Origin of the sequence: Streptomyces sp. 378 (genome assembly GCF_030124145.1) — a bacterium.
Taxonomy (GTDB): Bacteria; Actinomycetota; Actinomycetes; order Streptomycetales; family Streptomycetaceae; genus Streptomyces.
This window is the reverse complement of the sequence record NZ_JASKMS010000002.1, coordinates 481,731-505,353: the sequence shown is the minus strand read 5'-3', so window position 1 is coordinate 505,353 and position 23,623 is coordinate 481,731. Positions and strand designations below refer to the sequence as shown.

22 protein-coding genes and 1 pseudogene are annotated in these 23,623 nt (G+C 72.3%); 13 read left to right on the top strand and 10 right to left on the bottom strand.

Annotated elements, in window-relative coordinates; all coding sequences use genetic code 11:
* Nucleotides 1–148: 148 nt before the first annotated feature.
* A complete protein-coding gene (locus tag QNO09_RS05115; protein ID WP_283968821.1) occupies nucleotides 149–1,126 on the top strand; it encodes a multicopper oxidase domain-containing protein in 978 nt (325 codons plus the stop codon).
* Between the two features lie 94 nt (nucleotides 1,127–1,220).
* On the top strand, nucleotides 1,221–2,258 hold the full coding sequence (locus tag QNO09_RS05110) for a LacI family DNA-binding transcriptional regulator (RefSeq protein WP_283968820.1): 1,038 nt from the start codon (nucleotides 1,221–1,223) through the stop codon (nucleotides 2,256–2,258).
* A gap of 45 nt (nucleotides 2,259–2,303) precedes the next feature.
* Here QNO09_RS05110 and QNO09_RS05105 read toward each other — a convergent pair.
* A pseudogene (locus QNO09_RS05105) lies at nucleotides 2,304–3,127 on the bottom strand (VOC family protein).
* Nucleotides 3,128–3,314: 187 nt separating this feature from the next.
* On the opposite strand from QNO09_RS05105, the gene QNO09_RS05100 reads away from it, so the two are divergent.
* A complete protein-coding gene (locus QNO09_RS05100) occupies nucleotides 3,315–3,560 on the top strand; it encodes a WhiB family transcriptional regulator (RefSeq protein ID WP_283968819.1) in 246 nt (81 codons plus the stop codon).
* Nucleotides 3,561–3,684: 124 nt separating this feature from the next.
* On the opposite strand, the gene QNO09_RS05095 is transcribed toward QNO09_RS05100, so the two are convergent.
* Entirely contained in the window at nucleotides 3,685–4,662 is a 978-nt protein-coding gene (locus QNO09_RS05095) for an acyl-ACP desaturase (RefSeq protein ID WP_283968818.1), read from the bottom strand.
* A 190-nt stretch (nucleotides 4,663–4,852) separates the two neighbouring features.
* On the bottom strand, nucleotides 4,853–5,629 hold the full coding sequence (ddaH, locus tag QNO09_RS05090; protein WP_283968817.1) for a dimethylargininase: 777 nt from the start codon (nucleotides 5,627–5,629) through the stop codon (nucleotides 4,853–4,855).
* A 219-nt stretch (nucleotides 5,630–5,848) separates the two neighbouring features.
* Here ddaH and QNO09_RS05085 point away from each other — a divergent pair, with 219 nt between their 5' ends.
* Nucleotides 5,849–7,042 carry an ABC transporter substrate-binding protein gene (locus QNO09_RS05085; RefSeq protein ID WP_283968816.1) on the top strand — a complete coding sequence of 398 codons (1,194 nt, stop codon included), beginning with the start codon at nucleotides 5,849–5,851 and terminating at the stop codon, nucleotides 7,040–7,042.
* Here the strand turns inward: QNO09_RS05085 and QNO09_RS05080 are convergent.
* Together QNO09_RS05080 and QNO09_RS05075 are read right to left on the bottom strand one after the other, a co-directional pair.
* On the bottom strand, nucleotides 7,026–9,314 hold the full coding sequence (locus QNO09_RS05080) for an ATP-binding cassette domain-containing protein (protein ID WP_283968815.1): 2,289 nt from the start codon (nucleotides 9,312–9,314) through the stop codon (nucleotides 7,026–7,028). The genes QNO09_RS05085 and QNO09_RS05080 overlap by 17 nt on opposite strands.
* A 10-nt stretch (nucleotides 9,315–9,324) precedes the next feature.
* Nucleotides 9,325–10,950 carry an ABC-F family ATP-binding cassette domain-containing protein gene (locus QNO09_RS05075; protein WP_283968814.1) on the bottom strand — a complete coding sequence of 542 codons (1,626 nt, stop codon included), beginning with the start codon at nucleotides 10,948–10,950 and terminating at the stop codon, nucleotides 9,325–9,327.
* A gap of 309 nt (nucleotides 10,951–11,259) precedes the next feature.
* Between QNO09_RS05075 and QNO09_RS05070 the strand changes: the two genes are divergently transcribed.
* Nucleotides 11,260–11,919 (top strand): GOLPH3/VPS74 family protein, encoded by a 660-nt coding sequence (locus QNO09_RS05070; RefSeq protein WP_283968813.1) that lies wholly within the window; start codon nucleotides 11,260–11,262, stop codon nucleotides 11,917–11,919.
* Nucleotides 11,920–11,978: 59 nt separating this feature from the next.
* Here QNO09_RS05070 and ssgD read toward each other — a convergent pair whose 3' ends face one another.
* Nucleotides 11,979–12,395 carry a spore wall synthesis regulator SsgD gene (ssgD, locus tag QNO09_RS05065; protein WP_283968812.1) on the bottom strand — a complete coding sequence of 139 codons (417 nt, stop codon included), beginning with the start codon at nucleotides 12,393–12,395 and terminating at the stop codon, nucleotides 11,979–11,981.
* 305 nt (nucleotides 12,396–12,700) lie between these two features.
* Between ssgD and QNO09_RS05060 the strand changes: the two genes are divergently transcribed.
* Nucleotides 12,701–13,747: a WD40/YVTN/BNR-like repeat-containing protein gene (locus QNO09_RS05060; RefSeq protein WP_283968811.1), complete on the top strand. Its 1,047-nt coding sequence runs from the start codon at nucleotides 12,701–12,703 to the stop codon at nucleotides 13,745–13,747.
* Between the two features lie 70 nt (nucleotides 13,748–13,817).
* Nucleotides 13,818–14,141 carry a hypothetical protein gene (locus QNO09_RS05055; protein ID WP_030840999.1) on the top strand — a complete coding sequence of 108 codons (324 nt, stop codon included), beginning with the start codon at nucleotides 13,818–13,820 and terminating at the stop codon, nucleotides 14,139–14,141.
* A 10-nt stretch (nucleotides 14,142–14,151) separates the two neighbouring features.
* Here QNO09_RS05055 and QNO09_RS05050 read toward each other — a convergent pair whose 3' ends face one another.
* On the bottom strand, nucleotides 14,152–14,445 hold the full coding sequence (locus QNO09_RS05050; RefSeq protein ID WP_283968810.1) for a YciI family protein: 294 nt from the start codon (nucleotides 14,443–14,445) through the stop codon (nucleotides 14,152–14,154).
* 62 nt (nucleotides 14,446–14,507) lie between these two features.
* On the opposite strand from QNO09_RS05050, the gene QNO09_RS05045 reads away from it, so the two are divergent.
* Both QNO09_RS05045 and mmpA read left to right on the top strand, forming a co-directional pair.
* Nucleotides 14,508–15,200, top strand: coding sequence for an endonuclease V (locus tag QNO09_RS05045; protein WP_283968809.1), 693 nt, complete (start codon nucleotides 14,508–14,510; stop codon nucleotides 15,198–15,200).
* A 104-nt stretch (nucleotides 15,201–15,304) separates the two neighbouring features.
* Complete coding sequence (mmpA, locus tag QNO09_RS05040) at nucleotides 15,305–15,451, top strand: morphogenic membrane protein MmpA (RefSeq protein WP_283968808.1); 147 nt, start codon at nucleotides 15,305–15,307, stop codon at nucleotides 15,449–15,451.
* 5 nt (nucleotides 15,452–15,456) lie between these two features.
* On the opposite strand, the gene QNO09_RS05035 is transcribed toward mmpA, so the two are convergent.
* The gene (locus tag QNO09_RS05035) at nucleotides 15,457–16,635 is read right to left on the bottom strand and encodes a saccharopine dehydrogenase family protein (protein ID WP_283968807.1); all 1,179 of its coding nucleotides are present in this window, start codon (nucleotides 16,633–16,635) and stop codon (nucleotides 15,457–15,459) included.
* Nucleotides 16,636–16,726: 91 nt separating this feature from the next.
* On the opposite strand from QNO09_RS05035, the gene QNO09_RS05030 reads away from it, so the two are divergent.
* The 4 genes from QNO09_RS05030 (at nucleotide 16,727) to QNO09_RS05015 (ending at nucleotide 21,810) form a co-directional block, all read left to right on the top strand.
* Nucleotides 16,727–17,107, top strand: a complete 381-nt coding sequence (locus QNO09_RS05030) for an MmcQ/YjbR family DNA-binding protein (protein ID WP_283968806.1) — start codon at nucleotides 16,727–16,729, stop codon at nucleotides 17,105–17,107.
* 110 nt (nucleotides 17,108–17,217) lie between these two features.
* Entirely contained in the window at nucleotides 17,218–18,363 is a 1,146-nt protein-coding gene (locus QNO09_RS05025) for a CaiB/BaiF CoA transferase family protein (protein ID WP_283968805.1), read from the top strand.
* Between the two features lie 11 nt (nucleotides 18,364–18,374).
* The gene (locus QNO09_RS05020) at nucleotides 18,375–19,589 is read left to right on the top strand and encodes an acetyl-CoA C-acetyltransferase (protein ID WP_283968804.1); all 1,215 of its coding nucleotides are present in this window, start codon (nucleotides 18,375–18,377) and stop codon (nucleotides 19,587–19,589) included.
* 34 nt (nucleotides 19,590–19,623) lie between these two features.
* On the top strand, nucleotides 19,624–21,810 hold the full coding sequence (locus QNO09_RS05015; RefSeq protein WP_283968803.1) for a 3-hydroxyacyl-CoA dehydrogenase NAD-binding domain-containing protein: 2,187 nt from the start codon (nucleotides 19,624–19,626) through the stop codon (nucleotides 21,808–21,810).
* Here QNO09_RS05015 and QNO09_RS05010 read toward each other — a convergent pair.
* Both QNO09_RS05010 and QNO09_RS05005 read right to left on the bottom strand, forming a co-directional pair.
* Nucleotides 21,796–22,512: a MerR family transcriptional regulator gene (locus QNO09_RS05010; protein WP_283968802.1), complete on the bottom strand. Its 717-nt coding sequence runs from the start codon at nucleotides 22,510–22,512 to the stop codon at nucleotides 21,796–21,798. The two genes, QNO09_RS05015 and QNO09_RS05010, sit on opposite strands and share 15 nt — an antisense overlap.
* A gap of 191 nt (nucleotides 22,513–22,703) precedes the next feature.
* Entirely contained in the window at nucleotides 22,704–23,591 is an 888-nt protein-coding gene (locus tag QNO09_RS05005) for an arginase family protein (protein ID WP_283968801.1), read from the bottom strand.
* Nucleotides 23,592–23,623: the final 32 nt, after the last annotated feature.

The window sequence follows — 23,623 nt, the reverse complement described above, 5'->3', positions numbered from 1 at the left end:
ACCCCTTTGCGTGTCTCGCCAATACCTATGACCGGGACGGCACCAACTTTGTCTTGAGTGTGGATAAACGGGAGCGCGGCCGGTACCGTCGCACCGGTTCATCACAGGTACGCCTCCGTAAAAGCCTTTCCAGGGTGGGGAGTTCCGCATGGACAGACGCAGCTTCAACCGGCGGGTCCTGCTGGGCGGCGCGGCCGTCGCGACATCGTTGTCCGTGGCGCCGGAGGCCGTGAGCGCCGCCGGACCGGCCGAGACGGCGCCCGCCGGGGGCGAGGTGAAGCGCATCAGGCTGTACGCCGAGAAACTGCCCGACGGCCAGATGGGCTACGGGCTGGAGAAGGGTAAGGCGAGCATCCCGGGGCCGCTGATCGAACTCAACGAGGGCGACACGCTGCACGTCGAGTTCGAGAACACCATGGACGTGGACGTGAGTCTGCACGTCCACGGCCTGGACTACGAGATCACCAGTGACGGCACGAAACTGAACCGCAGTCATGTGGAGCCGGGGGGAACCCGCACCTACACCTGGCGCACCCACGCCCCCGGCCGCCGCAAGGACGGCACGTGGCGCTCGGGCAGCGCGGGCTACTGGCATTACCACGACCACGTCGTCGGCACGGAACACGGAACGCAGGGGCTGCAGAAGGGCCTGTTCGGCCCGGTCATCGTCCGCCGCAAGGGCGACGTCCTGCCGGACCGGACGCACACGGTCGTCTTCAACGACATGCGCATCAACAACAAACCGCCGCACACCGGGCCGGACTTCGAGGCCACGGTGGGCGATCGCGTCGAGTTCGTCGTGATCACGCACGGCGAGTTCTACCACACGTTCCACCTGCACGGTCATCGCTGGGCGGACAACCGCACCGGCATGCTGACCGGCCCCGAGGACCCCAGCCAGGTCATCGACAACAAGATCACGGGGCCCGCCGACTCCTTCGGCTTCCAGGTGATCGCGGGGGAGGGCGTCGGCGCGGGCGCCTGGATGTACCACTGCCACGTCCAGAGCCACTCCGACATGGGGATGGTGGGGCTGTTCCTGGTGAAGAAGCCGGACGGGACGATTCCGGGGTACGAGCCGCACGAGCACGGGCAGCAGCCACCGGGAGGCGGGCACGAGCATTGACGGGCCGTTGCCGCCCGCACTGTGCGAGAGCGCTCTCACCACGCTGCGTCCCCGGGGCTATCCTGATCCGCAGCCGCAGGTGAGGAGCCCCGAAGTGACCGACACAGCGCCGCGTCCCACCCTGGAGGCCGTGGCCGCCCGGGCTGGTGTCTCGCGGGCCACCGTGTCCCGCGTGGTCAACGGCGGCGACGGGGTGCGCGACATCCTCGCGGAGCGGGTCCGCAAGGCCGTGGACGAGCTCGGCTACGTGCCCAACCAGGCCGCCCGCTCGCTGGTGACCCGGCGGCACGACGCGGTCGCCGTGGTCGTCGCCGAACCGGAGACCCGGGTGTTCGCCGACCCGTTCTTCGCGCTCCAGCTGCGCGGCATCAGCAAGGAGCTCACCGCCCACGACAACCAGCTCGTGCTGCTGCTGACCGAGGGCCGGGACGACCACGCCCGGGTCGGCCGGTACCTCGCCGGCGGGCATGTCGACGGGGCCCTCGTCTTCTCCCTGCACCTCGACGACCCGCTGCCGGAGCTGATCCAGCGGGCCGGCGTCCCCACCGTCTTCGGCGGCCGGCCCGGCTGGAGCGGCGACCGTCGGGACGTGGTCTACGTCGACAGCGACAACCGCGGCGGCGCCCGGGACGCCGTCCGCCACCTGGCCGGCCTCGGCCGCACCCGGATCGCGCACCTCACCGGCGCTCTCGACCAGACCTCCGCCGCGGACCGCCTCGACGGCTACCGGGACGTCATGGTGGACGCCGACCCGCGGCTGATCGCCGAGGCCGACTTCACGCCCGCCGGGGGTGAACGGGCGATGCGTGAGCTCCTGGAGCGCTGCCCGGACGTCGACGGGGTGTTCGCCGCCAACGACCTCATGGCCTCCGGGGCCCTGCGCGTCCTGCGCGAGTCCGGCCGCCGGGTCCCCGAGGACGTCGCCGTGATCGGCTTCGACGACATGCGGCCCGTGGCCGAACAGACCGACCCGCCGCTCACCACGGTCCGTCAGGACATCGAGGAGATGGGCCGCCTGATGGCCCGCCTGCTGCTGCGCGGCCTCGACCGGGACGCCCCGAAGGACGGCGTAGGGGCGGCACCGTCGAGTGTGGTGCTGCCGACCACACTGGTACGGCGCCGATCCGCGTAGGGACCGGCCGCTGCCTGCCGTTCCCGCGAACAGCCCCGGGCAGCGTCAGCCCTGCCGGGGCTCGCTGCGGATCACCGCGAAGCGGGCGCCGTACGGGTCGGTGAGCTTGGCCAGGCGGCCGACGGACGGGACGTCCCTGGCGGGGGAGGCGGACCGTGCCGCCCAGCTCCCGGGCCCTGGCGACGGCGGCGTGCGTGTCGGCGACCTCGAAGTACGGCAGCCAGTACGCCTCCCGCTCACCCGGGTCGTCGGGCCAGGGGCACGACACCGCCGAACATGGCGTCCTCGCTCTCCCCGGCGGGGTGGAACGTGGTGTACGCGCCGCCGGCGAAGTCGACGGCGTAGGTCTCCAGGCCGAGCACGGAGTGGTAGAAGGCCGCCGCGGCCGGGACGTCCGCCGTGTACAGCTCGACCCAGCACAGTGAGCCGGGCTCCTGGACGACCTCCAGGCCCTGGTCGCGGCCCGGCTGCCACAAGCCGAAGGACACCCCCGCCCGGTCGGTGAGGATCGCCGTCCGGCCCAGGTCCCGCACGCCCATCGGCCGCACCACCACCGAGCCCCGTGCCCGCTCGGCCGCCCGGGCCGTGTCGTCCGCGTCCGGCACCTCGAAGTACACCGTCCAGGACGGCGGGCCCTGCTCCGGCGTGGTCTGCCCGCCCCCGGCGGCCGTCCTGCCGCCCAGCTGGAAGAGGCCGTACCCGCCGACGTCCGGGCCGCCCGGACGGAACCGCCAGTCGAACAGCCCGCCGTAGGAGGCGGCGGCGCCGTCGATGTCGGGGGTGCCTGGATCGATCCGGTTCGGAGCGCCGGTGACGTAACGGGGTGGTGAGTATGGTCCACTCCTCGCACAGGGTCCCGTTCTCCGCACCGCCGAGTCTGGCACCGCCCCGCGGCGACCGTCGCCCGGGCTCTGCCGGGGCCAGGTGTCCCGTGTGCGCGCGCCGCCGTGCGCCGGCCCCTCCGGCGGGCGACCGTCGAAGCGGCCAAAGGCCCGTGAACGCCGTGTTGATCCCGCGTTGATCGGATGTTTTTCGCCGCCCGCGACGCTTCCGGACATGCACATCGACACGATCACCTCGCCCCGGTCCACCTGGCAGCAGGAGGCGTTGTGCGCGCAGACGGGAGCGGACTTCTTCTTCCCCGAGCCGGGCAGCTCGGTGCGGGAGGCGAAGCGGATCTGCGGTATGTGCCCGATCCGCACGGCCTGCCTCGAGTACGCGCTCGACAACGACGAGCGCTTCGGCGTCTGGGGCGGCCTGTCGGAGAAGGAACGGCTGGAACTGCGGCGGATGTCCCGGTAGCCGGGACGCCCCGGAACAGGCCTGCCCCGCCCGGATCCGGCCTTCGCGCCGAGGACCGCCCGGCAGCGCACAGGGCCCCGACCACGAGCGGCCGGGGCCCTGCGGCCGTGGGTGCGGGGCGCCGTCAGGCGCCGGCGCGGGCCGCCATGCGTGCCTTGCGGGCGGCCAGCTTCTCGTCGAACTTCGACGCCTCGGAGTCCAGACCGCCCAGGAACAGGCCGAGCTCCTCCTGCGCCTTGCGGCCCTCGGGACCCAGGCCGTCGAGCTCCATGATCTTCAGGAAGCGCAGCACGGGCTGGAGCACGTCGTCGTGGTGGATGCGCATGTTGTAGATCTCGCCGATCGCCATCTGCGCGGCGGCCCGCTCGAAGCCGGGCATGCCGTGGCCGGGCATCCGGAAGTTCACGATGACATCGCGCACCGCCTGCATCGTCAGGTCGGGCGCCAGCTCGAAGGCCGCCTTCAGCAGGTTCCGGTAGAAGACCATGTGCAGGTTCTCGTCGGTGGCGATACGCGCCAGCATGCGGTCGCAGACGGGGTCCCCGGACTGGTGGCCGGTGTTGCGGTGCGAGACGCGGGTCGCGAGCTCCTGGAAGGCGACGTAGGCGACCGAGTGCAGCATCGAGTGCCGGTTGTCCGACTCGAAGCCCTCGGCCATGTGGACCATGCGGAACTGCTCCAGCTTGTCCGGGTCCACGGCGCGCGAGGTGAGCAGGTAGTCGCGCATCACGATGCCGTGCCGGCCCTCCTCGGCGGTCCAGCGGTGCACCCAGGTGCCCCAGGCGCCGTCGCGGCCGAACAGCGAGGCGATCTCGTGGTGGTAGCTGGGCAGGTTGTCCTCGGTCAGGAGATTGACGACGAGCGCGATGCGCCCGATCTCGGTGACTTTGGACTGCTCCTTCTCCCAGGCCTCGCCGTCCTCGAAGAGCCCGGGGAAATTGCGCCCGTCGCTCCACGGAACGTACTCGTGCGGCATCCAGTCCTTGGCGACCTTCAGATGCCGGTTGAGCTCCTGCTCGACCACTTCCTCCAGGGCGTACAGCAGCTGAGCGTCGGTCCAGGCGCCGGCGGGGCTGCCGAGGTGGGGAGTGGTGATCGTCATGGACTCTCCAGGGGGGACAAGCGTACGAGCGGTGATCATTGAACCTACGGCATCGTAGGCTACGTATCCGTAGGTTACGATGCCGTAGGTTAAGAGTGCTGTAAAGCCAGCCGATCAGCGGGGTCACCCGTTCGCCGGTCGACGCCACGGAGACGCAGGTGAGGCGCTGCGCGATGAGGTGCGTGACCGGTCAGGCGTACAGCTCCCGCAGCCGCACCGAGAGGCACGTCACACAACCCTCGAGCTTCTCGAACTCGCTGATGTCCACCACGACCGGTTCGTACCCGAGGTCGGTCAACAGCTCGGCGGTCTTCGGCGCACTCGCCGCCATCAGCAGTTTGGCGCCGCCGAGCAGCACGACATGTGCCCCGGCCTCCTCGGGAACCGGCAGGAAGCGCGCGAACAGCGACGGCGCGTCCGTCTTCGGGATGTGCCCGATGACCGTACCGTCCGGCAGCGCCGTGACCGCCGACTTCAGGTGCAGCACCTTGCTCACCGGTACGGCGACGACCCGCGCGCCGAGCGGCTCGAACGCGGCGCGCAGCTGCTGTACACCGGCCGCGTTGGTGCGGCCGCCCCGGCCCACGTAGACCGTGTCGCCGATCTTCAGGACGTCTCCGCCCTCCAGCGTGCCCGGCTCCCAGATCCAGTTCACCGAACAGCCCAGACCGGCCACGGCCTCCTCGACCCCGGCGGTCTCCGCACGGCGTGAGTCGGCGCCCGGGCGGGCGATCAGCGCCACGTTGCGGTACATCACGACCGTGTCCTCGACGAACACCGAGTCGGGGCAGTCGTCGGCCGGATCCACCTCGATGGTCTCCCAGCCGTGCGTGCGCAGGGCCTCCACGTACGCCTCCCACTGCGCGACGGCCAGGTCGGCGTCGATCTGCTCCCGCTCGATGTGCGTCACCAGCCCTTCGGCGAGACGCGGGCTGGGGCGGCGGACGAGGGCCTTCTTGCTGGGCACGAGCGGGACTCCGTATCGGGTGGGGCGTGTCGGGACCGCACCAACGGGAGCCTCCGGGGTCGACCGGAACCCATCGGGCGTCGGCCGACCATCATGCAGGGCGAATCGAGGAGAGGACAGCCCCGGGGGAGGGCGGAGGGCCAACAGGACCACCTGCGTCACCGCGGACCGCTCCGGCCACTGAGCAGCCACACCGGTACAGCCCGGAGAGGGGCCGTCATGTCGTCTTCTTCCCTGTGCGTGGGCGTGGTAGCGCCTCTGACGGGTCGACTGGCCCCTCTCGGGTCCCCGCTGTCGTACGTGCTGCGCAGGCTCGCGCCCCGCCTCGCGCACGTCCGCAACGGCGCGCGCCGCCACGATGTGACCGTCGTCGTGCGCGACAGCCGCTCGGACCCCGACGCGGCCCGGCGGGCCGTGCGGGACCTGGCCGGGGACGACGGCGCGCACATCGTGCTCACGATGGCCGGGACGCGGGTCCTGCCCGCCGTCACCGCGGCCTGCGAGGAGATCCGGGTCCCCTGTGTGTCGACCACCTTCCCCTGGCAGGCGTACGTCCACACGCGCGGCGCCGGACCCGGGCACCGCTTCCGGTGGACCTACCACTTCGCGTGGGGGCTGGACGACATCGCCGCCGTCTTCGCGGACCTGTGGGAGCTGGCCGGCGGGGGCGCCGTCGGATGCCTCTGGAACGACGACCTCCAGGGCGATCTGCTGCGCCACGACCGCTACGGCTTCACCCCCGTGACGTCTCCCCGCGGGCACACCCTGATCGACCTCGGCGCCTACGGCGAACCGGCCGACGGCTTCCGGGCGCAGGTCAGGCGGATGCGGGAGCACGGCGCCGACCTGGTCACCAGCGCCGCCACCGCCGCCGACCTCGCCCTCTTCCACCGCCAGGCCCGCGAGGCAGGGCTGCGTCCGCGGCTGATCACCTGCTCGCGCTGGCTGACCTACCCGCACACCCACACCACCCGCGCCCCCGGCGTGCACGGCGAACTGGCCGACGCCCGTGTGGCCACCCTGGTCTACTGGAGCCCCGGTCACCCCTACCGCTCCGGCCTGGACGGCACCACGTGCGCCGAACTCGCCCGCGCCTACCGGCAGGACACCGGTGCCGCGTGGCTCCAGCCGCTGGGCCTGGCCCACGCCCTCCTGGAAACGGCCCACCACGCCCTGTCCGCCGCGGACGACCCCACCGACCGGGCGTCCGTCGCGCAGGCCCTCGCCGGCACCCGCCTCGACACCGTCGCCGGGCGCCTCGACTGGACCCGGGGACCGGCGCCCAACACCGCCCTCCTTCCACTGGTCGGCGGGCAGTGGCACCACGGTCCCCGCGGCCCCCGCCTCGCCGTCGTCAGCAACAGTGCTCACCCGGGCGTGCCGCTCACCGGGGAGCTCACGCCGGCGCGATGACGTCCGTCCGGACCGCTCGCCGCAGATGCTCCCCGGTAAATGACCCCGCCGTCTCCAGAAGCCGGCGTGGTGTTCCCTCGAAGACGATCTCGCCGCCGTCCCGGCCGCCGTCCGGGCCGAGGTCGATCACCCAGTCGGCCCGGGCGACCACGTCGAGGTTGTGTTCGACGACCACGACCGTGTTGCCCGTGTCGACCAGCCGGTCGAGCAGGGCGACGAGGCCCTCGGTGTCCGCCATGTGCAGACCGGTCGTCGGTTCGTCGAGCACATAGACCGCGCCCGTGCGGTGCAGGCGCGTGGCCAGCTTGATGCGCTGCCGCTCACCGCCCGAGAGTGTGGAGAGCGGCCGGCCGAGCGTCAGATAGGCGAGGCCGACGTCCCGCAGGGCGCGCAGCCGGCGCCGTACGCCCGTGTCGTCGAAGAAGCCGAGCGCCTGCTCGGCCGTCATCTCCAGGACGTCGGCGACGGAACTGCCTTTCACCGTCAGCCGCAGCACCTCCTCCTTGAAGCGCCGCCCCTCGCAGTCCTGGCAGGTCGTGGTCACCGGGTCCATGAAGGCGAGGTCGGTGTAGATGACGCCCCGCCCCTCGCAGGTGCCGCAGGCCCCGGTGGAGTTGAAGCTGAACAGGCCCGCCTCGGTCCCCGTCTCCCGGGCGAAGACCTTCCGGACCGTGTCCATGATCCCCAAGTACGACGCCGGGGTGGAGCGGCCCGAGATGCCGATCGCCGACTGGTCGACGACCACGGCCTCGTCGTGCGCGGCGGTGAACTCCCCGACCAGGGTGCTCTTGCCGGACCCGGCGACCCCCGTCACCGCCGTGAGCACACCGGCCGGGAACCGTACGGTCAGGTTCCGCAGGTTGTGCCGGTCGGCGCCCTTGACCCACAGCTCACCGGTCGGCTGCCGCACCTCGTCCTTGACGGCCGTACGGGTGCGCAGGCAGCGCCCGGTGAGCGTGCCGGACGCGGCCAGCTCCCGCGGCGTTCCCTCGAACACCACCGTGCCGCCCCCGGCGCCGGCCCCCGGCCCCATGTCGACGACGTGGTCGGCCAGCGCGATCACGTCCGGGTCGTGCTCGACGACCAGCACGGTGTTGCCCTTGTCGCGCAGTCGCAGCAGCAGCTCTCCGAGGCGGCCCACGTCACGCGGGTGCAGTCCGACGCTCGGCTCGTCGAAGATGTACGTCATCCCGGTCAGGCTGGAGCCGAGGTGCCGCACCGTCTTCAGCCGCTGCCCCTCCCCGCCGCTGAGCGTGGCCGTTTCCCGGTCGAGGCCGAGGTAGCCGAGACCGATCGCCTCGATGCGCTCCAGCGCCGCGACGGCGGCCGAGGCGATCGGGGCGGCCACCGGGTCGTCGATCTCCTTGAGTACGGCGATCAGGTCCGTGACCTGCATGCGGGTGCAGTCGGCGATCGACCGGCCGTTGATCCGGGTCGCGAGCGCCGCCGCGTTCAGACGTGCTCCCCGGCAGTCCGGGCAGGTGCCCTGCACCGTGAACTCCCGGACCAGGTCCCGGGTCTTCCGGCTCATGGCCGACAGGTCCCGCTTCAGGTACAGCCGTTCGAAACGGACGGCCAGCCCCTCGTAGTCGGTGGTCCAGGTGCCGCCGGCGCCGTTGACGGTGACCTTGCTGCCGGGCCGTCCGCGCATCAGGAACTCGCGCTCGGCGGGGGTGAACCGGCCCACCGGCTTGTGCGGGTCGAGGTCGTCGCTGTTCGTGTACGCCTGCCCCTGCCAGGTCCCGGCCGCGAACGGCGGGAAGCGGACCGCGCCGTCCGCGAGGGAGCGGTCCGGGTCGAGGATGCGGTCCCAGTCAGGGCGTACCGTGCGGCCGAGGCCGTCGCACCCGGGGCACATGCCCGCGGGGTCGTTGAACGAGTACGCCGTCGCGGGCCCGGCGCTGGGGCTGCCGTGCCGGGAGAACAGCACCCTGATCACCGAGTAGACGTCCGTCATGGTGCCCACGGTCGACCGGGAGTGGCCGCCGACCTGCCGTTGGTCCACGACGATGGCGGGCGTGAGGTGCTCCAGGCCGTCCGCGTGCGGCCGCTCGAACTTGGGCAGCCGGTTGCGGACGAACCACGGATACGTCTCGTTCAGCTGGCGCTGCGACTCCACGGCGATCGTGTCGAAGACCACGGACGACTTCCCCGACCCCGAAACGCCGGTGAACACGGTCAGCCGGCCTTTCGGGATGCGCAGGGTGACGTCCTTGAGGTTGTTCTCGCGTGCTCCGGTCAGGGTGATGGCATCGTGCGTGGCGTCGGTCATGCCACCGACGCTAGGAGAAAAACCCGACAGCCTCTGGCGTGATTTCCCTCAGTTCTCCCTCCTCCAGCAGCAGCCAGCGGGTGATGCCGATCGACTCCAGGAGAGGCAGGTCGTGACTGGCCACGAGCAGCGCCCCCTCGTACGACTCCAGGGCCGTGGTGAGCTGCCGAACGCTCGCCATGTCGAGGTTGTTGGTCGGCTCGTCCAGCATGAGCAGCTGCGGTGCGGGCTCCGCCAGCATCAGCGCCGCCAGCGCGGCCCTGAAGCGTTCGCCGCCGGACAGCGTCGCCGCCTTCTGGTCGGCACGGGCGCCCCGGAACAGGAAGCGCGCCAGCCGCGCCCTGATCCGGTTGTTGGTGGCGCCCGGCGCGAACCGGGCCACGTTCTCGGTGACGGTCCGCTCCCCGTCGAGGACGTCGAGCCGCTGCGGCAGGAACCGCAGCGGAACGTGCGCCCGCACCTCGCCCGACTCCGGGGCGAGCTCGCCGGTGATCGTGCGCAGCAGGGTCGTCTTGCCCGCGCCGTTGCGCCCGATCAACGCCACCCGCTCCGGCCCGCGCAGCTCGAAGCCGCCCCGCACCCGGGCGCCGTACCTGAGCCCGAGATCCTGGAGGGTGAGGACCGTACGCCCCGGTGGCACGGCCGTGTACGGCAGGTCGACGCGGATCTCGTCGTCGTCCCGTACGGCCTCCACCGCCTCGTCGAGCCGCTCCCTGGCCTCGGCGAGCTTCTCCTCGTGCATGATCCGGTGCTTGCCCGCGGACTCCTGCGCGGCGCGCTTGCGCGCCCCCATGACGATCTTGGGCTCGCGCTTCTGGTCCCACATCTTCTGCCCGTACCGCTTCCGGCGGGCCAGCTTGACCTGGGCGTCGGCCAGTTCGCGCTTCTGCTTGCGGAAGTCCGACTCGGCGACGCGCGCCATGCGCTCGGCCGCCTCCTGTTCGATCTCCAGGGCCTCCTCGTAGTCGGAGTAGGTGCCGCCGTACCAGGTGATCTCCCCGGCGCGCAGATCGGCGATCTGGCCGACCAGGTCCAGCAGTTCACGGTCGTGGCTGACGACGACCAGCACACCCGGCCAGGACTGGACGGCCGCGTACAGCCGTCTGCGGGCGTACAGGTCGAGGTTGTTGGTCGGTTCGTCCAGCAGCAGCACGTCGGGGCGGCCCAGGAGCAGTGCTGCCAGGCGCAGCAGGACGGACTCGCCGCCGGACACCTCACCGATGGTGCGGTCCAGATCGACGTGCCCCAGGCCGAGTTCGCCGAGGGTGGCGAGGGCGCGCTCCTCGACGTCCCAGTCGTCGCCGACGGTCTCGAAGTGGGCCTCGCGGACGTCACCCGCCTCGATGGCGTGCAGCGCGGCGCGCCGGCCGGCGATGCCGAGCGCCTCGTCGACGCGCAGGGTGGTGTCGAGCGTGACGTTCTGCGGGAGGTATCCGACCTCGCCGGCCACCCGGACGGTGCCGTCGGCCGGTGCGAGCTCACCGGCGATCAGCTTCAACAGGGTTGATTTTCCCGACCCGTTGACGCCGACCAGGCCGGTGCGGCCGGGGCCGAACGCGACGTCCAGCCCCTCGAAGACGGGGCTGCCGTCGGGCCAGGTGAACGAGAGGGATGTGACGGTGACGGAACCAGACATGGGGGCCTCACTCGCAGGTTGCTCGAAGCGGTCGGGGGCAAACGCGTGTCGAGACACCTGCGACCAGGGGAGGAGGAGGCTCCATGGCACATCCCGGGCATGAGAAATGTCCCGCACCGGAGGACGGCTCGAACGCCGAGGTCGCACGCAGCGCACACCCGTGGGGTGTGACGCGGTGTCTCAGGACCTCAGACGAGCAACGTCCTTCTCCAATCGGCGGCGACAGGGACGCTTTACACCGTAGGAAGGTGCTCTGAGCCTGTCAACGGATTAACGTGCGACCCGATCTCCCCGCTCCCAGGAGGCCCCGTGCCCAACGGCCCGCTCACGCTGCCGGCCCGGCTCTGTCTGCTGGCCTGGGACGCCGCGCGGCCTGCGGCAGGCGGCACCGCCCACCGGCCGGACCTGGTGCGGGCCGGCGCCCTCGTCGAGCTGGCCCAGCGCGGTCTGCTCACCGACGCGGACGGCATCGCCACACCGGTCGACCTGGACGCGAGCGCGGGTGACGCGGTCCTCGACGGGCTGCTGGACCTCGTGCGCGAGTCGTGCCCGCACCCCTGGCGGACCTGGGTGAAGCTGCGGGCGCGGGTGACCTTCGACGCCGCGCGGGAACAACTGGTGGCCGAGGGGTACCTGCGGGCGGACAAGCGCCGGGTGCTCGGCCTGTTCCCCTCCGTGGAGTACGCGCTGGAGCGGCTCGCCGTCGTGGAGGCGCTACGGGGGGAGGTGCGGGACGTCCTGCGGGGCGAGGTCGCCGAGGTCTCCGGGCGGGACGCGGCGGTCGTCGTACTCGCCGCCGCGGCGGGGCTGCTGCCGGACCGGGAGGTGCGCGTCCACGCGCGGCGGCTGGAGGACCTGCTCGAACGCGCCGGAGCGGCGGGGCCCGGGCCGCGGAGGGTGGTCCGCGAGGTGAGCACGGCGATGACCACGACGACCGGGTCCGCCCCCGCACCGACGGCAGGCGGCTGAGCGCGCGACCCCGCACCCGCTCCCCGCACCCGCTCCCTCCTGGCGCGGGGTCCGTCAGCTCAGCACGCGTCGCGCATCAGCTCGGCGAGACCGTGGTCCAGGTCCAGCTGGAGGTGCTCCAGGCCGACGGGCACGAGTTCGCTCGTGGCCTCCAGGAACCGGCGGATCTCGCTCGAACGGACGTGGACCACGGCGGTGCCCTCGGGGGCGTGGAACTCCAGTACCGTGCGGTCGTAGCCGTAGGGCCGCACCCGTACGTCGCCGTGCCCCTCGGCGCTGCTCTGGCCCGCGGCGAGCAGCTCACGGGAGAAGGTCCAGCAGACCTCGACGCCCTCCAGTGTGGCCGGGGCGGGGAAGGTCATGCGGACGGCGAAAGGATCCCGCCGGTCGTAGTGCAGCGTCGCGGGAATGCTCGGCATACGCGGCGCGGCGGCGACGAGGCGGGCCTCCACGGGCTGCTCGATGACGATGGACAACGCCTTGCTCCCTTGTGACGGCTGGACGGACACGTCCGGGCGGATGAGGCCGGGCACTGGAAGAGACGACGGAATCAGCCAATCCGTGCACACGAAGGGCGAGTGACCTCTGTCACCGTGTTCATGCACGGGAGTGACGTGACTCTCCTTGTGTGCCGGAGAGGGCGCCTGTGGCACCCGCCGCACCACACGGAGCAGCCGTGAGGCCGTCTGGACGGCACCCGGTCGGTGGGCTAGCTTCCCCGGCCATGAGGCGCATGGGGAGCACGCGACGCACGGGACCAACTCGGGGCAGGGCGACCGCGATGGCGGCCTGCGCCGCGGCACTGGCGGCCCTGACCGCCGTACCGGCGCAGGCGCAGGAGCCGGAGCGCCGGGCGCCGCACTGGGAACTCAAGGACACCGGCGCCCCGGAGGCACGTTTCCGGGGCCTCGCGGCGGTCAGCCGGAACACCGCCTGGGTCGCCGGTACCGGGGGCACCGTGCTGCGCACCACCGACGGCGGGGCGACCTGGCAAAACGTCTCGCCCCCCGGCGCGGGGGAGTTGCAGTTCCGGGACGTCGAGGCGTTCGACGCGCGCCGGGCCGTGGTCCTGGCCATCGGCGAGGGCGAGGCGTCCCGCGTCTACCGCACCGACGACGGCGGAGCGACCTGGACGGAGTCCTTCCGCAACACCGACCCGAAGGCCTTCTACGACTGCCTCGCCTTCTTCGACCACCGCCACGGCCTCGCGATGAGCGACCCGGTGAACGGCAAGTTCCGCATCCTGTCGACCGGCGACGGCGGCCGGACCTGGAAGGTGCTGCCGGACCGGGGCATGCCGGCTGCGCAGGAGGGCGAGGCCGGATTCGCGGCGAGCGGCCAGTGCCTGGTGACGTCCGGGCCGAAGGACGTCTGGCTCGCCACCGGCGGGGCGGCACGCGCGCGTGTGCTGCACTCCGCCGACCGGGGACGCACCTGGACGGCCGCCGACACCCCCCTCCCGGCGGGCGATCCGGCCCGCGGTGTCTTCGCGCTCGCCTTCCGCGACCGCGCCCGCGGTCTCGCCGTCGGCGGCGACTTCCGACCCGACCAGACCTCGCCGCGCGCCGCCGCGCGCACCTCCGACGGCGGCCGCACCTGGCGCCCGGCCGCCACCTCCCCGCCCGCCTACCGCTCCGGCGTCGCCTGGCTCCCGCACAGCCGCACCGCCGCTCTGGCCGTCGGCCCCACGGGCACCGACCTCACCACGGACGCCGGACGTACCTGGCGGACCGTCGGCACGGGCTCCTACGACACCGTCGACTGCACCCCGGACCACGGCTGCTGGGCCGCGGGCGAGAAGGGCCGGGTTGCCCGCCTGGAGCACTGAGCATGCGGGGTGCCCTGATCGTTGGCAGTGTGGGTACTCGTTCACTGATCGTGAAAGGAAGTGAGCGAGAATGCCACGCGGTTCGAGCTCCAAACGGGAGCGCCAGTACGAGCACATCAAGGAAAGCGCGAAGGATCGGGGCGAGAGCACCGGCCGTGCCAAGGAGATCGCCGCACGGACGGTGAACAAGGAACGCGCCCGCTCCGGCGAGTCGAAGACGGCCAGCCGCACCTCCACCCAGGACATGTCCTCCGGCAAGCGGGGCGGTCAGCGGTCGGGGCAGGGCTCCCAGGGGCCCACCTACGACCAGCTGTACCAGGAGGCCAAGCGCAAGGGCGTCGAAGGCCGTTCCAGCATGAACAAGAGCCAGCTGCAGCGCGCACTGGGCAAGTGAGGCCGATGCCTCAGAGGGTCTCGCGGTAGGCCTCCAGCGCGGGTGCCGTCTTCGTCGCCGTGAACTCGGTGACGCGGTAGGCGCACACGCCCGCGGTGACGAACGGGTCCTCCGCGGTGATCGCCTCGATCCGCGCGCGATCCCCCGCGACGGCGATGATCACCCCGCCGTCGCGGGGGCTCTTGCGCCCGGACGCGAGGAACACCCCCTGCCGGTACTGCTCGTCGAGCCAGCTGACGTGCTCCTCCAGCACGGCGTCGACGGCTTCCAGCGGGGCGGTGTACGTCAGCTCCAGCACGAACATGAGCGGGAGCCTACCCCCGGGCACCCGTCCGGCCGCCGGGGAGCCCGTAGGCTCAGGGCACCATGACGACCGTTCGCATCCCCGAGGACTGGCCCGCCACCGAGGAACAGGCCCGCGCCGTCCAGGACGAACTGCGCGAGCGCGTGATCCTCGGCGAACCCGGACCGCCGCCCGGGACGGGCACGGTGACGGGCGTCGACGTCGCCTACGACGACGAGCGGGACGTCGTCGCGGCCGCGGCGGTCGTGCTGGACGCGTCGAGTCTGGAGGTCGTCGCGCAGGCCACGGCCGTGGGGCGGGTCTCCTTCCCCTACGTGCCGGGACTGCTGGCCTTCCGCGAGATCCCCACGGTCCTCGCCGCCCTCGACGCCCTGCCCTGTCCGCCCGGCCTGGTGGTCTGCGACGGCTACGGCCTCGCCCACCCCCGCCGCTTCGGCCTCGCCAGCCACCTCGGCGTCCTGACCGGCCTGCCCACGATCGGCGTCGCCAAGAACCCGTTCGCCTTCACCTACGACGACCCGAACCCCCCGCGCGGGAGCATCTCGCCGCTGCTCGCCGGGTCCGAGGAGGTCGGCCGCGCCCTGCGCACCCGGGACGACGTCAAGCCCGTCTTCGTCTCCGTCGGCCACCGGGTGACGCTGGACGACGCCTGTGCGCACACCCTCGCGCTGACCCCCGCCTACCGTCTCCCGGAGACCACCCGCAGGGCGGACGCGTTGTGCCGCGAGGCGCTGCGGCAGGCCGACCCCGCCTGACCGACCGCACGTCCCCGGCGGTGAGCCGGGCGGCGCGATCTGAGTACCGGGGCTGAGTACCCGTACGGATGCCCGGCCGCGGCCCCGGCGGCAGGCTGGGGCGCATGACAACGCACCGCGCCCCCAAGCCAGTTGCCGGCCCGACCCAGAGCGTTGAGCGGGCCGTCACCATAGGGTTGATCCTCGCCGTGCTGGCCGGGCTCGGCTGGATCGCCGGGATGATCTACACCATCGCCGAGTGGCCGCTGTAGGACCTTCAGCGGGCCGCCGCGATCCGGAAGCGGATGCCCGCCGCACCGAGCCGGTCGATCAGCGCGTTGCCCATCGCCACGGCCGTGGTCACCTGGCCCGCCGTGTTCGGAAGGTCGTCCAGGGCCAGGCAGAGCGCCGACTCGGCGAGCATCTTGGCCGTCTCGTCGTAGCCGGGGTCGCCGCCCGACACCTCCGTGTACACCCGCTTGCCGCCGCCCTCACCCACGAAGCGCACGGAGAACCAGCTCTTCGCCCGCTTCTCGGGGCTCGGCCCGTCCCCGGGCTTCAGCCGGTCCGACAACCAGCGCCGCACCGGCGGCACCTGGGCCGCCGCGACCAGCGCGCCGACCGCCGCGACGCCTCCCACGGCGATCGGCAGATGCCGGACGGCCGCGTACTGCCGGTAGCGGAAGTCGGGCCCGTACCGGTCGAGGGCCGCCGCCGAGCGCCGCACGATCTGCGGGTCGATGGTCGGCATCGGCAGCGCCCACGCACCGACCTCCTGGGCGAACCGGGGCGCGCCGAGCGGCGCCGAGACCCGCCGGCCCACCGGCCGCGGCTCGTGCCGCCGCCGGTCCCGTACGGCCGCCACCATCTCCCGCTGCCGCGCGAACTGGTTGAGGGCCGAGGCGAAGGTCCCGCCGGAGAACGCCGCGTCGGCGGTCACGAAGCCCTCGACGTCCAGCGGCACGTCCTCCGGCAGCTGCTGCACGGTGAAGTACACGCCCAGGTCGTGCGGGATCGAGTCGAATCCGGCGGCGTGCACCAGCCGCGCCCCGGTCTCCCGTGCGCGTGCGTCGTGCCGGACGTACATCAGGTCCACGAACTCGGGTTCGCCGCACAGGTCGAGGTAGTCGGTGCCGGTGTCGGCGCAGGCGGCGAGGAGTTCCTCGCCGTAGGTCACGTACGGGCCGACGGTCGTGGCCACCACGCGCGCGTGCTCCGCGAGGTCGCGCAGCGAGGCCGGGTCGGACACGTCCGCGCGCAGCACCCCCACTTCAGCGTCGGCGGGCAGCCGTTCCCGCAGCCGCTCCAGCTTCTCGGTATTGCGGCCCGCGATCGCCCAGTGCAGTCCCCCGGGCGCGTGCGCGGCCAGGTATTCCGCGGTGAGCGCCCCGGCGAAACTGGTCGCTCCGAAGAGCACGATGTCGTACGGACGGTCCGTCCTGCTTTGCCTGCTCATGACACCCCTCGGTCGTGCAGCCCGTGCCGCTGTCGGTGGCCGAGGCTAGCGTGAGGGGTGCGGAGCCCGACGACGAGCCCGGAGGACGACGATGGCCGTGCCCAGGAATGCCCTGAAGAAGTGGGAGAAAGTGCGCGCGTTCGCGCTGGGGCTGCCGGATGCCGTCGAGGAGTTCCCCTGGGGCGAGTCCGTCGCGAAGGTCAACAAGAAGGTGTTCGTCTTCCTCGGGGTCCAGGACGGCAGTTACCCCCTGGGGGTGACAGTGAAGCTCAAGGACGAGACGGCGCACGCGCACGCGCTGGCCTGCCCCGGCGCCGAGCCCGCCGGCTACGGCCTGGGCAAGGCGGGCTGGGTGAGCATCCCCCTGGAGCGGCAGGGTGCCCCGGCCGCGGAGGTGCTCTGCGACTGGGTGGAGGAGAGCTACCGGGTGATCGCCCCGAAGCGGCTGATAGACGAGCTGGACGCGGGCTGACCTCGTCCGGCAGATTGCTAAGCGCTTGCTCGTTCAGGTCTTGTGCCGAGTGGAACACGTTCTTAGCATCACTGGTGTTACATCAGATGTGTCACAGCACTGGGGGCTGGATGACCACGGCAAGGACGCCAGGACACGGCCCGCTCACCGGCGTGCGCGTGGTCGAGCTGGCGGGTATCGGGCCCGGCCCGTTCGCCGCCATGCTCCTGGCCGATCTCGGGGCCGACGTGGTGCGCGTGGACCGCCCGGGCGGCCCCGTACTCGCGATCGACCCGGTGTACGACGTCACCAACCGCAACAAGCGCTCGGTGGTCGTCGACCTGAAGGCCCCGGACGGCCCGGACCAGGTGCTCGCCCTCGCCGCCCGCGCCGACCTCCTCGTCGAGGGCTACCGGCCCGGCGTCGCCGAACGCCTCGGCGTCGGCCCCGAGGCCTGCCTCGCCCGCAACCCGCGCCTCGTCTACGGCCGGATGACCGGCTGGGGCCAGGACGGACCGCTCGCCCAGCGCGCCGGACACGACATCGCGTACATCGCCCCCACCGGCACCCTCGGCATGACCGGCCGACCGGACGAGCCGCCCGCCGCCCCCGCCAACCTCCTCGGCGACTACGCGGGCGGCTCCCTGTACCTGGTCGTCGGCGTTCTCGCCGCCCTCCACCACGCGCGTGCGAGCGGCACCGGCCAGGTCGTGGACGCCGCGATCGTCGACGGCACCGCCCATCTCGCCACGATGATCCACGGCATGCTCGCCGCCGGTGGCTGGCAGGACCACCGCGGCGCCAACCTCCTGGACGGCGGCTGCCCCTACTACGGCACCTACGAGACCGCAGACGGCCGGTACATGGCCGTCGGCGCCCTGGAGCCGCAGTTCTACGCGGAGTTCCTCGCCCTCCTCGGCCTCGGCGACCGCACCGGGGCCCGCACGGACATCGCCCGTTGGGACGAACTGCGCGAAGAGATCGCCGCCCGCTTCAAGAGCCGGACCAGAGACGAATGGACGGCCGTCTTCGACGGCAGTGACGCGTGCGTGGCGCCCGTGCTGTCGCTGCGCGAGGCCCCGCACCACCCGCACCTGGCCGCCCGCGGCACCTTCACCGACCACGGCGGCATCACCCAGCCCGCCCCGGCCCCCCGCTTCTCCGCGACCCCGACCTCCGTCCGCACCGGCCCGGCCCGGCCGGGCGCCGACACCGCGGACGTCGCCCGGGACTGGGACGTCCCCGGGCTCCTCCCCGCGTCCCGAAACCCTCAGTGAAAGGCCTCCTCGTGAGCACCGAAGCGTACGTGTACGACGCGATCCGCACCCCGCGCGGGCGCGGCAAGGCAGGCGGCGCCCTGCACGGCACCAAGCCCATCGACCTGGTCGTCGGACTCATCCACGAGGTCCGCGCCCGCTTCCCGGACCTCGACCCGGCCGCCGTCGACGACATCGTCCTCGGCGTCGTCGGCCCGGTCGGCGACCAGGGCTCCGACATCGCGCGGATCGCGGCGATCGCGGCCGGGCTGCCCGACACGGTGGCCGGAGTGCAGGAGAACCGCTTCTGTGCCTCGGGACTGGAGGCCGTCAACCTGGCCGCGGCGAAGGTCCGTTCCGGCTGGGAGGACCTCGTCCTGGCGGGCGGCGTCGAGTCGATGTCCCGGGTGCCGATGGCCTCCGACGGCGGCGCCTGGTTCAACGACCCGATGACCAACCTCCAGGTCAACTTCGTGCCGCAGGGCATCGGCGCCGACCTCATCGCCACCATCGAGGGCTTCTCCCGGCGCGACGTCGACGAGTACGCCGCCCTCTCCCAGGAGCGGGCCGCCACCGCCATGAAGGACGGCCGCTTCGACAGGTCCGTCGTCCCGGTGAAGGACCGCAGCGGTCTGATCGTCCTCGACCACGACGAGTTCCCGCGCCCCGGCACCACCGCCGACTCCCTCGCCAAGCTGAAGCCGTCCTTCGCGGACATCGGCGAACTCGGCGGCTTCGACGCGGTCGCCCTCCAGCAGTACCACTGGGTGGAGAAGATCGACCACGTCCACCACGCGGGCAACTCCTCCGGCATCGTGGACGGCGCCTCGCTCGTCGCGATCGGCTCCAAGGAAGTCGGCGAGCGCTACGGCCTCACGCCCCGCGCGCGGATCGTCTCCGCAGCCGTCTCCGGCTCCGAGCCCACCATCATGCTCACCGGCCCCGCCCCCGCCACCCGCAAGGCCCTCGCCAAGGCCGGACTGACCATCGACGACATCGACCTCGTCGAGATCAACGAGGCGTTCGCGGCGGTCGTGCTGCGCTTCGTACGGGACATGGGCCTGTCCCTGGACAAGGTCAACGTCAACGGCGGCGCGATCGCGCTCGGCCACCCCCTCGGCGCCACCGGCGCGATGATCCTCGGCACCCTCGTCGACGAACTCGAGCGCCAGGACAAGCGCTACGGCCTCGCCACGCTGTGCGTCGGCGGCGGCATGGGCGTCGCCACCATCGTCGAGCGCATCTGACCCCCTCCCGACGGATCACACGGAGCACCTCCACATGAGCACTGAGCCCACCACCATCCGCTGGGAACAGGACCGCACCGGCCTCGTCACCCTCGTCATCGACGACCCGAACCAGTCCGCGAACACCATGAACCAGGCGTTCCGCGACTCGCTCGCCGCCGTCACCGACCGTCTGGAGGCCGAGAAGGACTCCATCCGGGGCGTCATCGTCACCTCCGCGAAGAAGACCTTCTTCGCGGGCGGCGACCTGCGCGACCTCATCCGCGTCACGCCCGAGACGGCCCAGGAGCTGTTCGACGGCGGCATGGCCATCAAGCGGAACCTGCGCCGCATCGAGAGCCTCGGCAAGCCGGTCGTCGCCGCCCTCAACGGCGCGGCCCTCGGCGGCGGTTACGAGATCGCCCTGGCCTGCCACCACCGCGTCGCCCTCGACGCGCCCGGCTCCAAGATCGGCTGCCCCGAGGTCACCCTCGGCCTGCTCCCCGGAGGCGGCGGCGTCGTCCGCACCGTGCGCATGCTGGGAATCGCCGACGCCCTGCTGAAGGTCCTCCTCCAGGGCACCCAGTACAGCCCGCGCCGCGCCCTGGAGAACGGCCTCGTCGACGACGTGGCCGCCACCCACGAGGAACTGCTCGCCAAGGCCCGCGCCTTCATCGACGCCAACCCCGAGTCCCAGCAGCCCTGGGACAAGCCCGGCTACCGCATCCCCGGCGGCACACCGGCCAACCCCAAGTTCGCCGCGAACCTGCCCGCCTTCCCCGCCACCCTGCGCAAGCAGACGGGCGGCGCCCCCTACCCGGCGCCGCGCAACATCCTCGCCGCAGCCGTCGAGGGCTCCCAGGTCGACTTCGAGACCGCCCAGGTCATCGAGGCCCGCCACTTCGTGGACCTCGCGGCCGGCCAGACGTCGAAGAACATGATCCAGGCCTTCTTCTTCGACCTCCAGGCCGTCAACTCCGGCGCCAACCGCCCCAAGGGCATCGAGCCCCGCACGGTCCGCAAGGTCGCCGTCCTCGGCGCCGGCATGATGGGCGCCGGCATCGCCTACTCCTGCGCCCGCGCCGGCATCGACGTCGTCCTGAAGGACGTCTCCCTGGAGGCGGCCCTCAAGGGCAAGGGGTACTCCGAGAAGCTGTGCGCCAAGGCCGTCGCCAAGGGCCGCACGACCCAGGAGAAGGCCGACGCGCTGCTCGGCCGCATCACCCCCACCGCCGAGGTCCAGGACCTGGCCGGCTGCGACGCCGTCATCGAGGCCGTCTTCGAGGACACGTCCCTCAAGCACAAGGTCTTCCAGGAGATCCAGCACGTCGTCGAGCCCGACGCGCTGCTGTGCTCCAACACCTCCACCCTGCCCATCACCGCGCTCGCCGAAGGCGTGGAGCGTCAGGGCGACTTCATCGGCCTGCACTTCTTCTCGCCGGTCGACAAGATGCCGCTCGTCGAGATCATCAAGGGTGAGCGCACCGGTGAGGAGGCGCTGGCCCGCGCCTTCGACCTGGTCCGGCAGATCAACAAGACGCCGATCGTCGTCAACGACTCGCGCGGCTTCTTCACCTCCCGGGTCATCGGCCACTTCATCAACGAGGGCGTCGCCATGGTCGGCGAGGGCATCGAGCCCGCCTCGGTCGAACAGGCCGCCGCCCAGGCCGGCTACCCGGCCAAGGTGCTGTCGCTGATGGACGAGCTGACGCTGACGCTGCCCCGCAAGATCCGGGCCGAGTCCAAGCGGGCGGTCGAGGAGGCGGGCGGCACCTGGACGGCCCACCCGGCCGAGGCCGTCATCGACCGCATGGTCGACGAGTTCGGCCGCACGGGCCGCAGCGGCGGCGCCGGCTTCTACGACTACGGCGACGACGGCAAGCGCACCCGCATCTGGCCCGGACTGCGCGAGCACTTCACCCGGCCGGGGCACCGGATCCCGTTCCGGGACATGCAGGAACGCATGCTGTTCTCCGAGGCGCTGGACACCGTCCGGCTGCTGGAGGAGGGCGTGCTGACCTCGGTCGCCGACGCCAACATCGGCTCCATCTTCGGCATCGGCTTCCCGGGCTGGACCGGCGGCGTGCTCCAGTACATCAACGGCTACGAGGGCGGCCTGCCCGGCTTCGTGGCACGCGCCCGTGAACTCGCCGAGCAGTACGGGGAGCGCTTCGCCCCGCCCGCGCTGCTGGTGGAGAAGGCGGAGAAGGGGGAGCGGTTCGCCGACTCAGCCCGCGCCTGACTCCCGTGACGCCTCGGTGAGCCACTCTCCCAGCTCTTCCCTCAGCGACCGCTGGAAAGCGGTGAGGAGCGCCTGCACCACCAAAGGCTGCATGTGCGCCGACAGGGACCGCACGTCCCGCGCGTCACGCTCCGCCACCTCGCCGCGGAAGAGCTGGGAGAGTTCCCGGGCCGCGGCGCGCGCGTGCTCGATGAGAACCTTGCGCGCCGCGAAGATCGCCTCCTGGGAGAGGGGCACGTCCAGCAGCCCGACACCCAGCCGGAGCAGACCGAGATCCGCCTCGTAGCCGCCGTCCGCCGGCCGCAGCACGCCCATCGCGACCAGCCGCTCGACGTCCTCGCCGTCGAGCGGCCGCCCGGCCCGCCGCTGAAGTTCGTGCCGCGTGACCGTCTCGACGGCGTCCGGCGCCCAGGAGGCGACCACCGCGCGGTGAACGGCGAGGTCGCGCGGGCTGAGGTCCGGCGGCAACCGGCGCAGATAGCGCTCGATGCCCGCCAGCGTCATGCCCTGCTGCCGCAACTCCTCGATCAGCGCCAGCCGGGCCAGATGCTCCTGCCCGTAGTGCCCCACGCGCCGGGGACCGAGCACCGGCGGAGGGAGCAGCCCCTTCGTGCCGTAGAAGCGCACCGTGCGCACCGTGACACCGGCCCGGGCGGCCAACTCGTCGATCGTGAGGGTCGGCTCCTCGGTGTCGGTCGTCATGTGCAGCAGTATCGCTGTCCCACCAGCGCTGTGAAACCTCCGGGGCCGAACGTGAAGGCCGTGTGAGAAGGAGCGCTCTGTGACGTGAGCCGCCGCGTCCACGGTGGCGTCATGTGGGGGATCACGTACGTCCGGGTGACGCCACCGTTCCGCCGATGAAGGGCGTCAAGGGAGTCGAGGGACCGGTCGGCTCAGCCCTGGCTGTCGAAGGCCCGCACCAGGCAGTCGCGGAGGGCCCGCGCGAGGGTGCCGCCGGGGTCCAGCCGGGGGTTGAAGATCGCGACGGTCAGGCCGACGGCACCGCCGCCGGACAAGGCCGTACGCAGTACCGTCTCCAGTTCCTGCCAGGTCAGACCGTCCGGCTGCCGGTAGTCGACGGCGGGCATGATCGCGTCGTCCAGCACGTCGACGTCGAGATGGACCCAGTACCCCGCCCCCGCCCCGTCCCCGGTCAGCAGCCGGACGGCGCGCCGGGCCGCCTCGGCCGCCCCCAGGGCGCGCACGATGTCCAGCTCCATCGCGTGCAGCCCGGACGGCAGCGGTTGCATCCCGTACGCCGCGGACTCCTCCGCGTCCCGGAACCCCAGGGCGACGACGTCCTCGTCCCGCACGAGCGGGCCCCGGCCCTCCAGGTCGGCCAGCACGCGCGGGCCGCGCCCGGTGGCCAGGGCGAGTTCCATGGAGGCCACCTCGTCGGCCGGCTCCGCCGAGGGCTGGTAGAAGTCGCTGTGCCCGTCGAGGAAGAGCAGACCGTGCCGGTCACGGCGGCGCAGCGCGAGCAGGGTGCCGAGCAGCACACTGCAGTCGCCGCCGAGCACGACGGGGAACCGCCCCTGGGCGAGGACCTCGCCCGCGGCGTCGGCCAGCGCCACGGAGTACGCGGCGATGCCGCCCGCGTTCAGCAGCCCGGTTTCCGGATCCCGCTCGGGGTCGTACGGCGGCGGTTCCACCCGCCCCGCCCGCGTGGCCCCGAGCCCTTCGGCCAGCCCGGCCCCGAGCAGCGCGCCCGGCAGCTCCTCCACCCCGGTCGGACGCAGCCCGAGCACGGAGGGTGCCTCGACGATCCCCACATCCCGCACGCCCGGCTCCTCGGTCAGCCCGACAACGCCGC

What these genes read in the sequence shown, in the direction of transcription:
- mmpA (WP_283968808.1), top strand. Translation starts at nt 15,305, where the DNA reads ATGACAACGCACCGCGCCCCCAAGCCAGTTGCCGGCCCGACCCAGAGC.
- QNO09_RS05035 (WP_283968807.1), bottom strand. Translation starts at nt 16,635, where the DNA reads ATGAGCAGGCAAAGCAGGACGGACCGTCCGTACGACATCGTGCTCTTC.
- QNO09_RS05030 (WP_283968806.1), top strand. Translation starts at nt 16,727, where the DNA reads ATGGCCGTGCCCAGGAATGCCCTGAAGAAGTGGGAGAAAGTGCGCGCG.
- QNO09_RS05015 (WP_283968803.1), top strand. Translation starts at nt 19,624, where the DNA reads ATGAGCACTGAGCCCACCACCATCCGCTGGGAACAGGACCGCACCGGC.
- QNO09_RS05115 (WP_283968821.1), top strand. Translation starts at nt 149, where the DNA reads ATGGACAGACGCAGCTTCAACCGGCGGGTCCTGCTGGGCGGCGCGGCC.
- QNO09_RS05045 (WP_283968809.1), top strand. Translation starts at nt 14,508, where the DNA reads ATGACGACCGTTCGCATCCCCGAGGACTGGCCCGCCACCGAGGAACAG.
- QNO09_RS05080 (WP_283968815.1), bottom strand. Translation starts at nt 9,314, where the DNA reads ATGACCGACGCCACGCACGATGCCATCACCCTGACCGGAGCACGCGAG.
- QNO09_RS05075 (WP_283968814.1), bottom strand. Translation starts at nt 10,950, where the DNA reads ATGTCTGGTTCCGTCACCGTCACATCCCTCTCGTTCACCTGGCCCGAC.
- QNO09_RS05100 (WP_283968819.1), top strand. Translation starts at nt 3,315, where the DNA reads ATGCACATCGACACGATCACCTCGCCCCGGTCCACCTGGCAGCAGGAG.
- QNO09_RS05025 (WP_283968805.1), top strand. Translation starts at nt 17,218, where the DNA reads ATGACCACGGCAAGGACGCCAGGACACGGCCCGCTCACCGGCGTGCGC.
- QNO09_RS05055 (WP_030840999.1), top strand. Translation starts at nt 13,818, where the DNA reads ATGCCACGCGGTTCGAGCTCCAAACGGGAGCGCCAGTACGAGCACATC.
- QNO09_RS05060 (WP_283968811.1), top strand. Translation starts at nt 12,701, where the DNA reads ATGGCGGCCTGCGCCGCGGCACTGGCGGCCCTGACCGCCGTACCGGCG.
- QNO09_RS05010 (WP_283968802.1), bottom strand. Translation starts at nt 22,512, where the DNA reads ATGACGACCGACACCGAGGAGCCGACCCTCACGATCGACGAGTTGGCC.
- QNO09_RS05095 (WP_283968818.1), bottom strand. Translation starts at nt 4,662, where the DNA reads ATGACGATCACCACTCCCCACCTCGGCAGCCCCGCCGGCGCCTGGACC.
- QNO09_RS05085 (WP_283968816.1), top strand. Translation starts at nt 5,849, where the DNA reads ATGTCGTCTTCTTCCCTGTGCGTGGGCGTGGTAGCGCCTCTGACGGGT.
- QNO09_RS05050 (WP_283968810.1), bottom strand. Translation starts at nt 14,445, where the DNA reads ATGTTCGTGCTGGAGCTGACGTACACCGCCCCGCTGGAAGCCGTCGAC.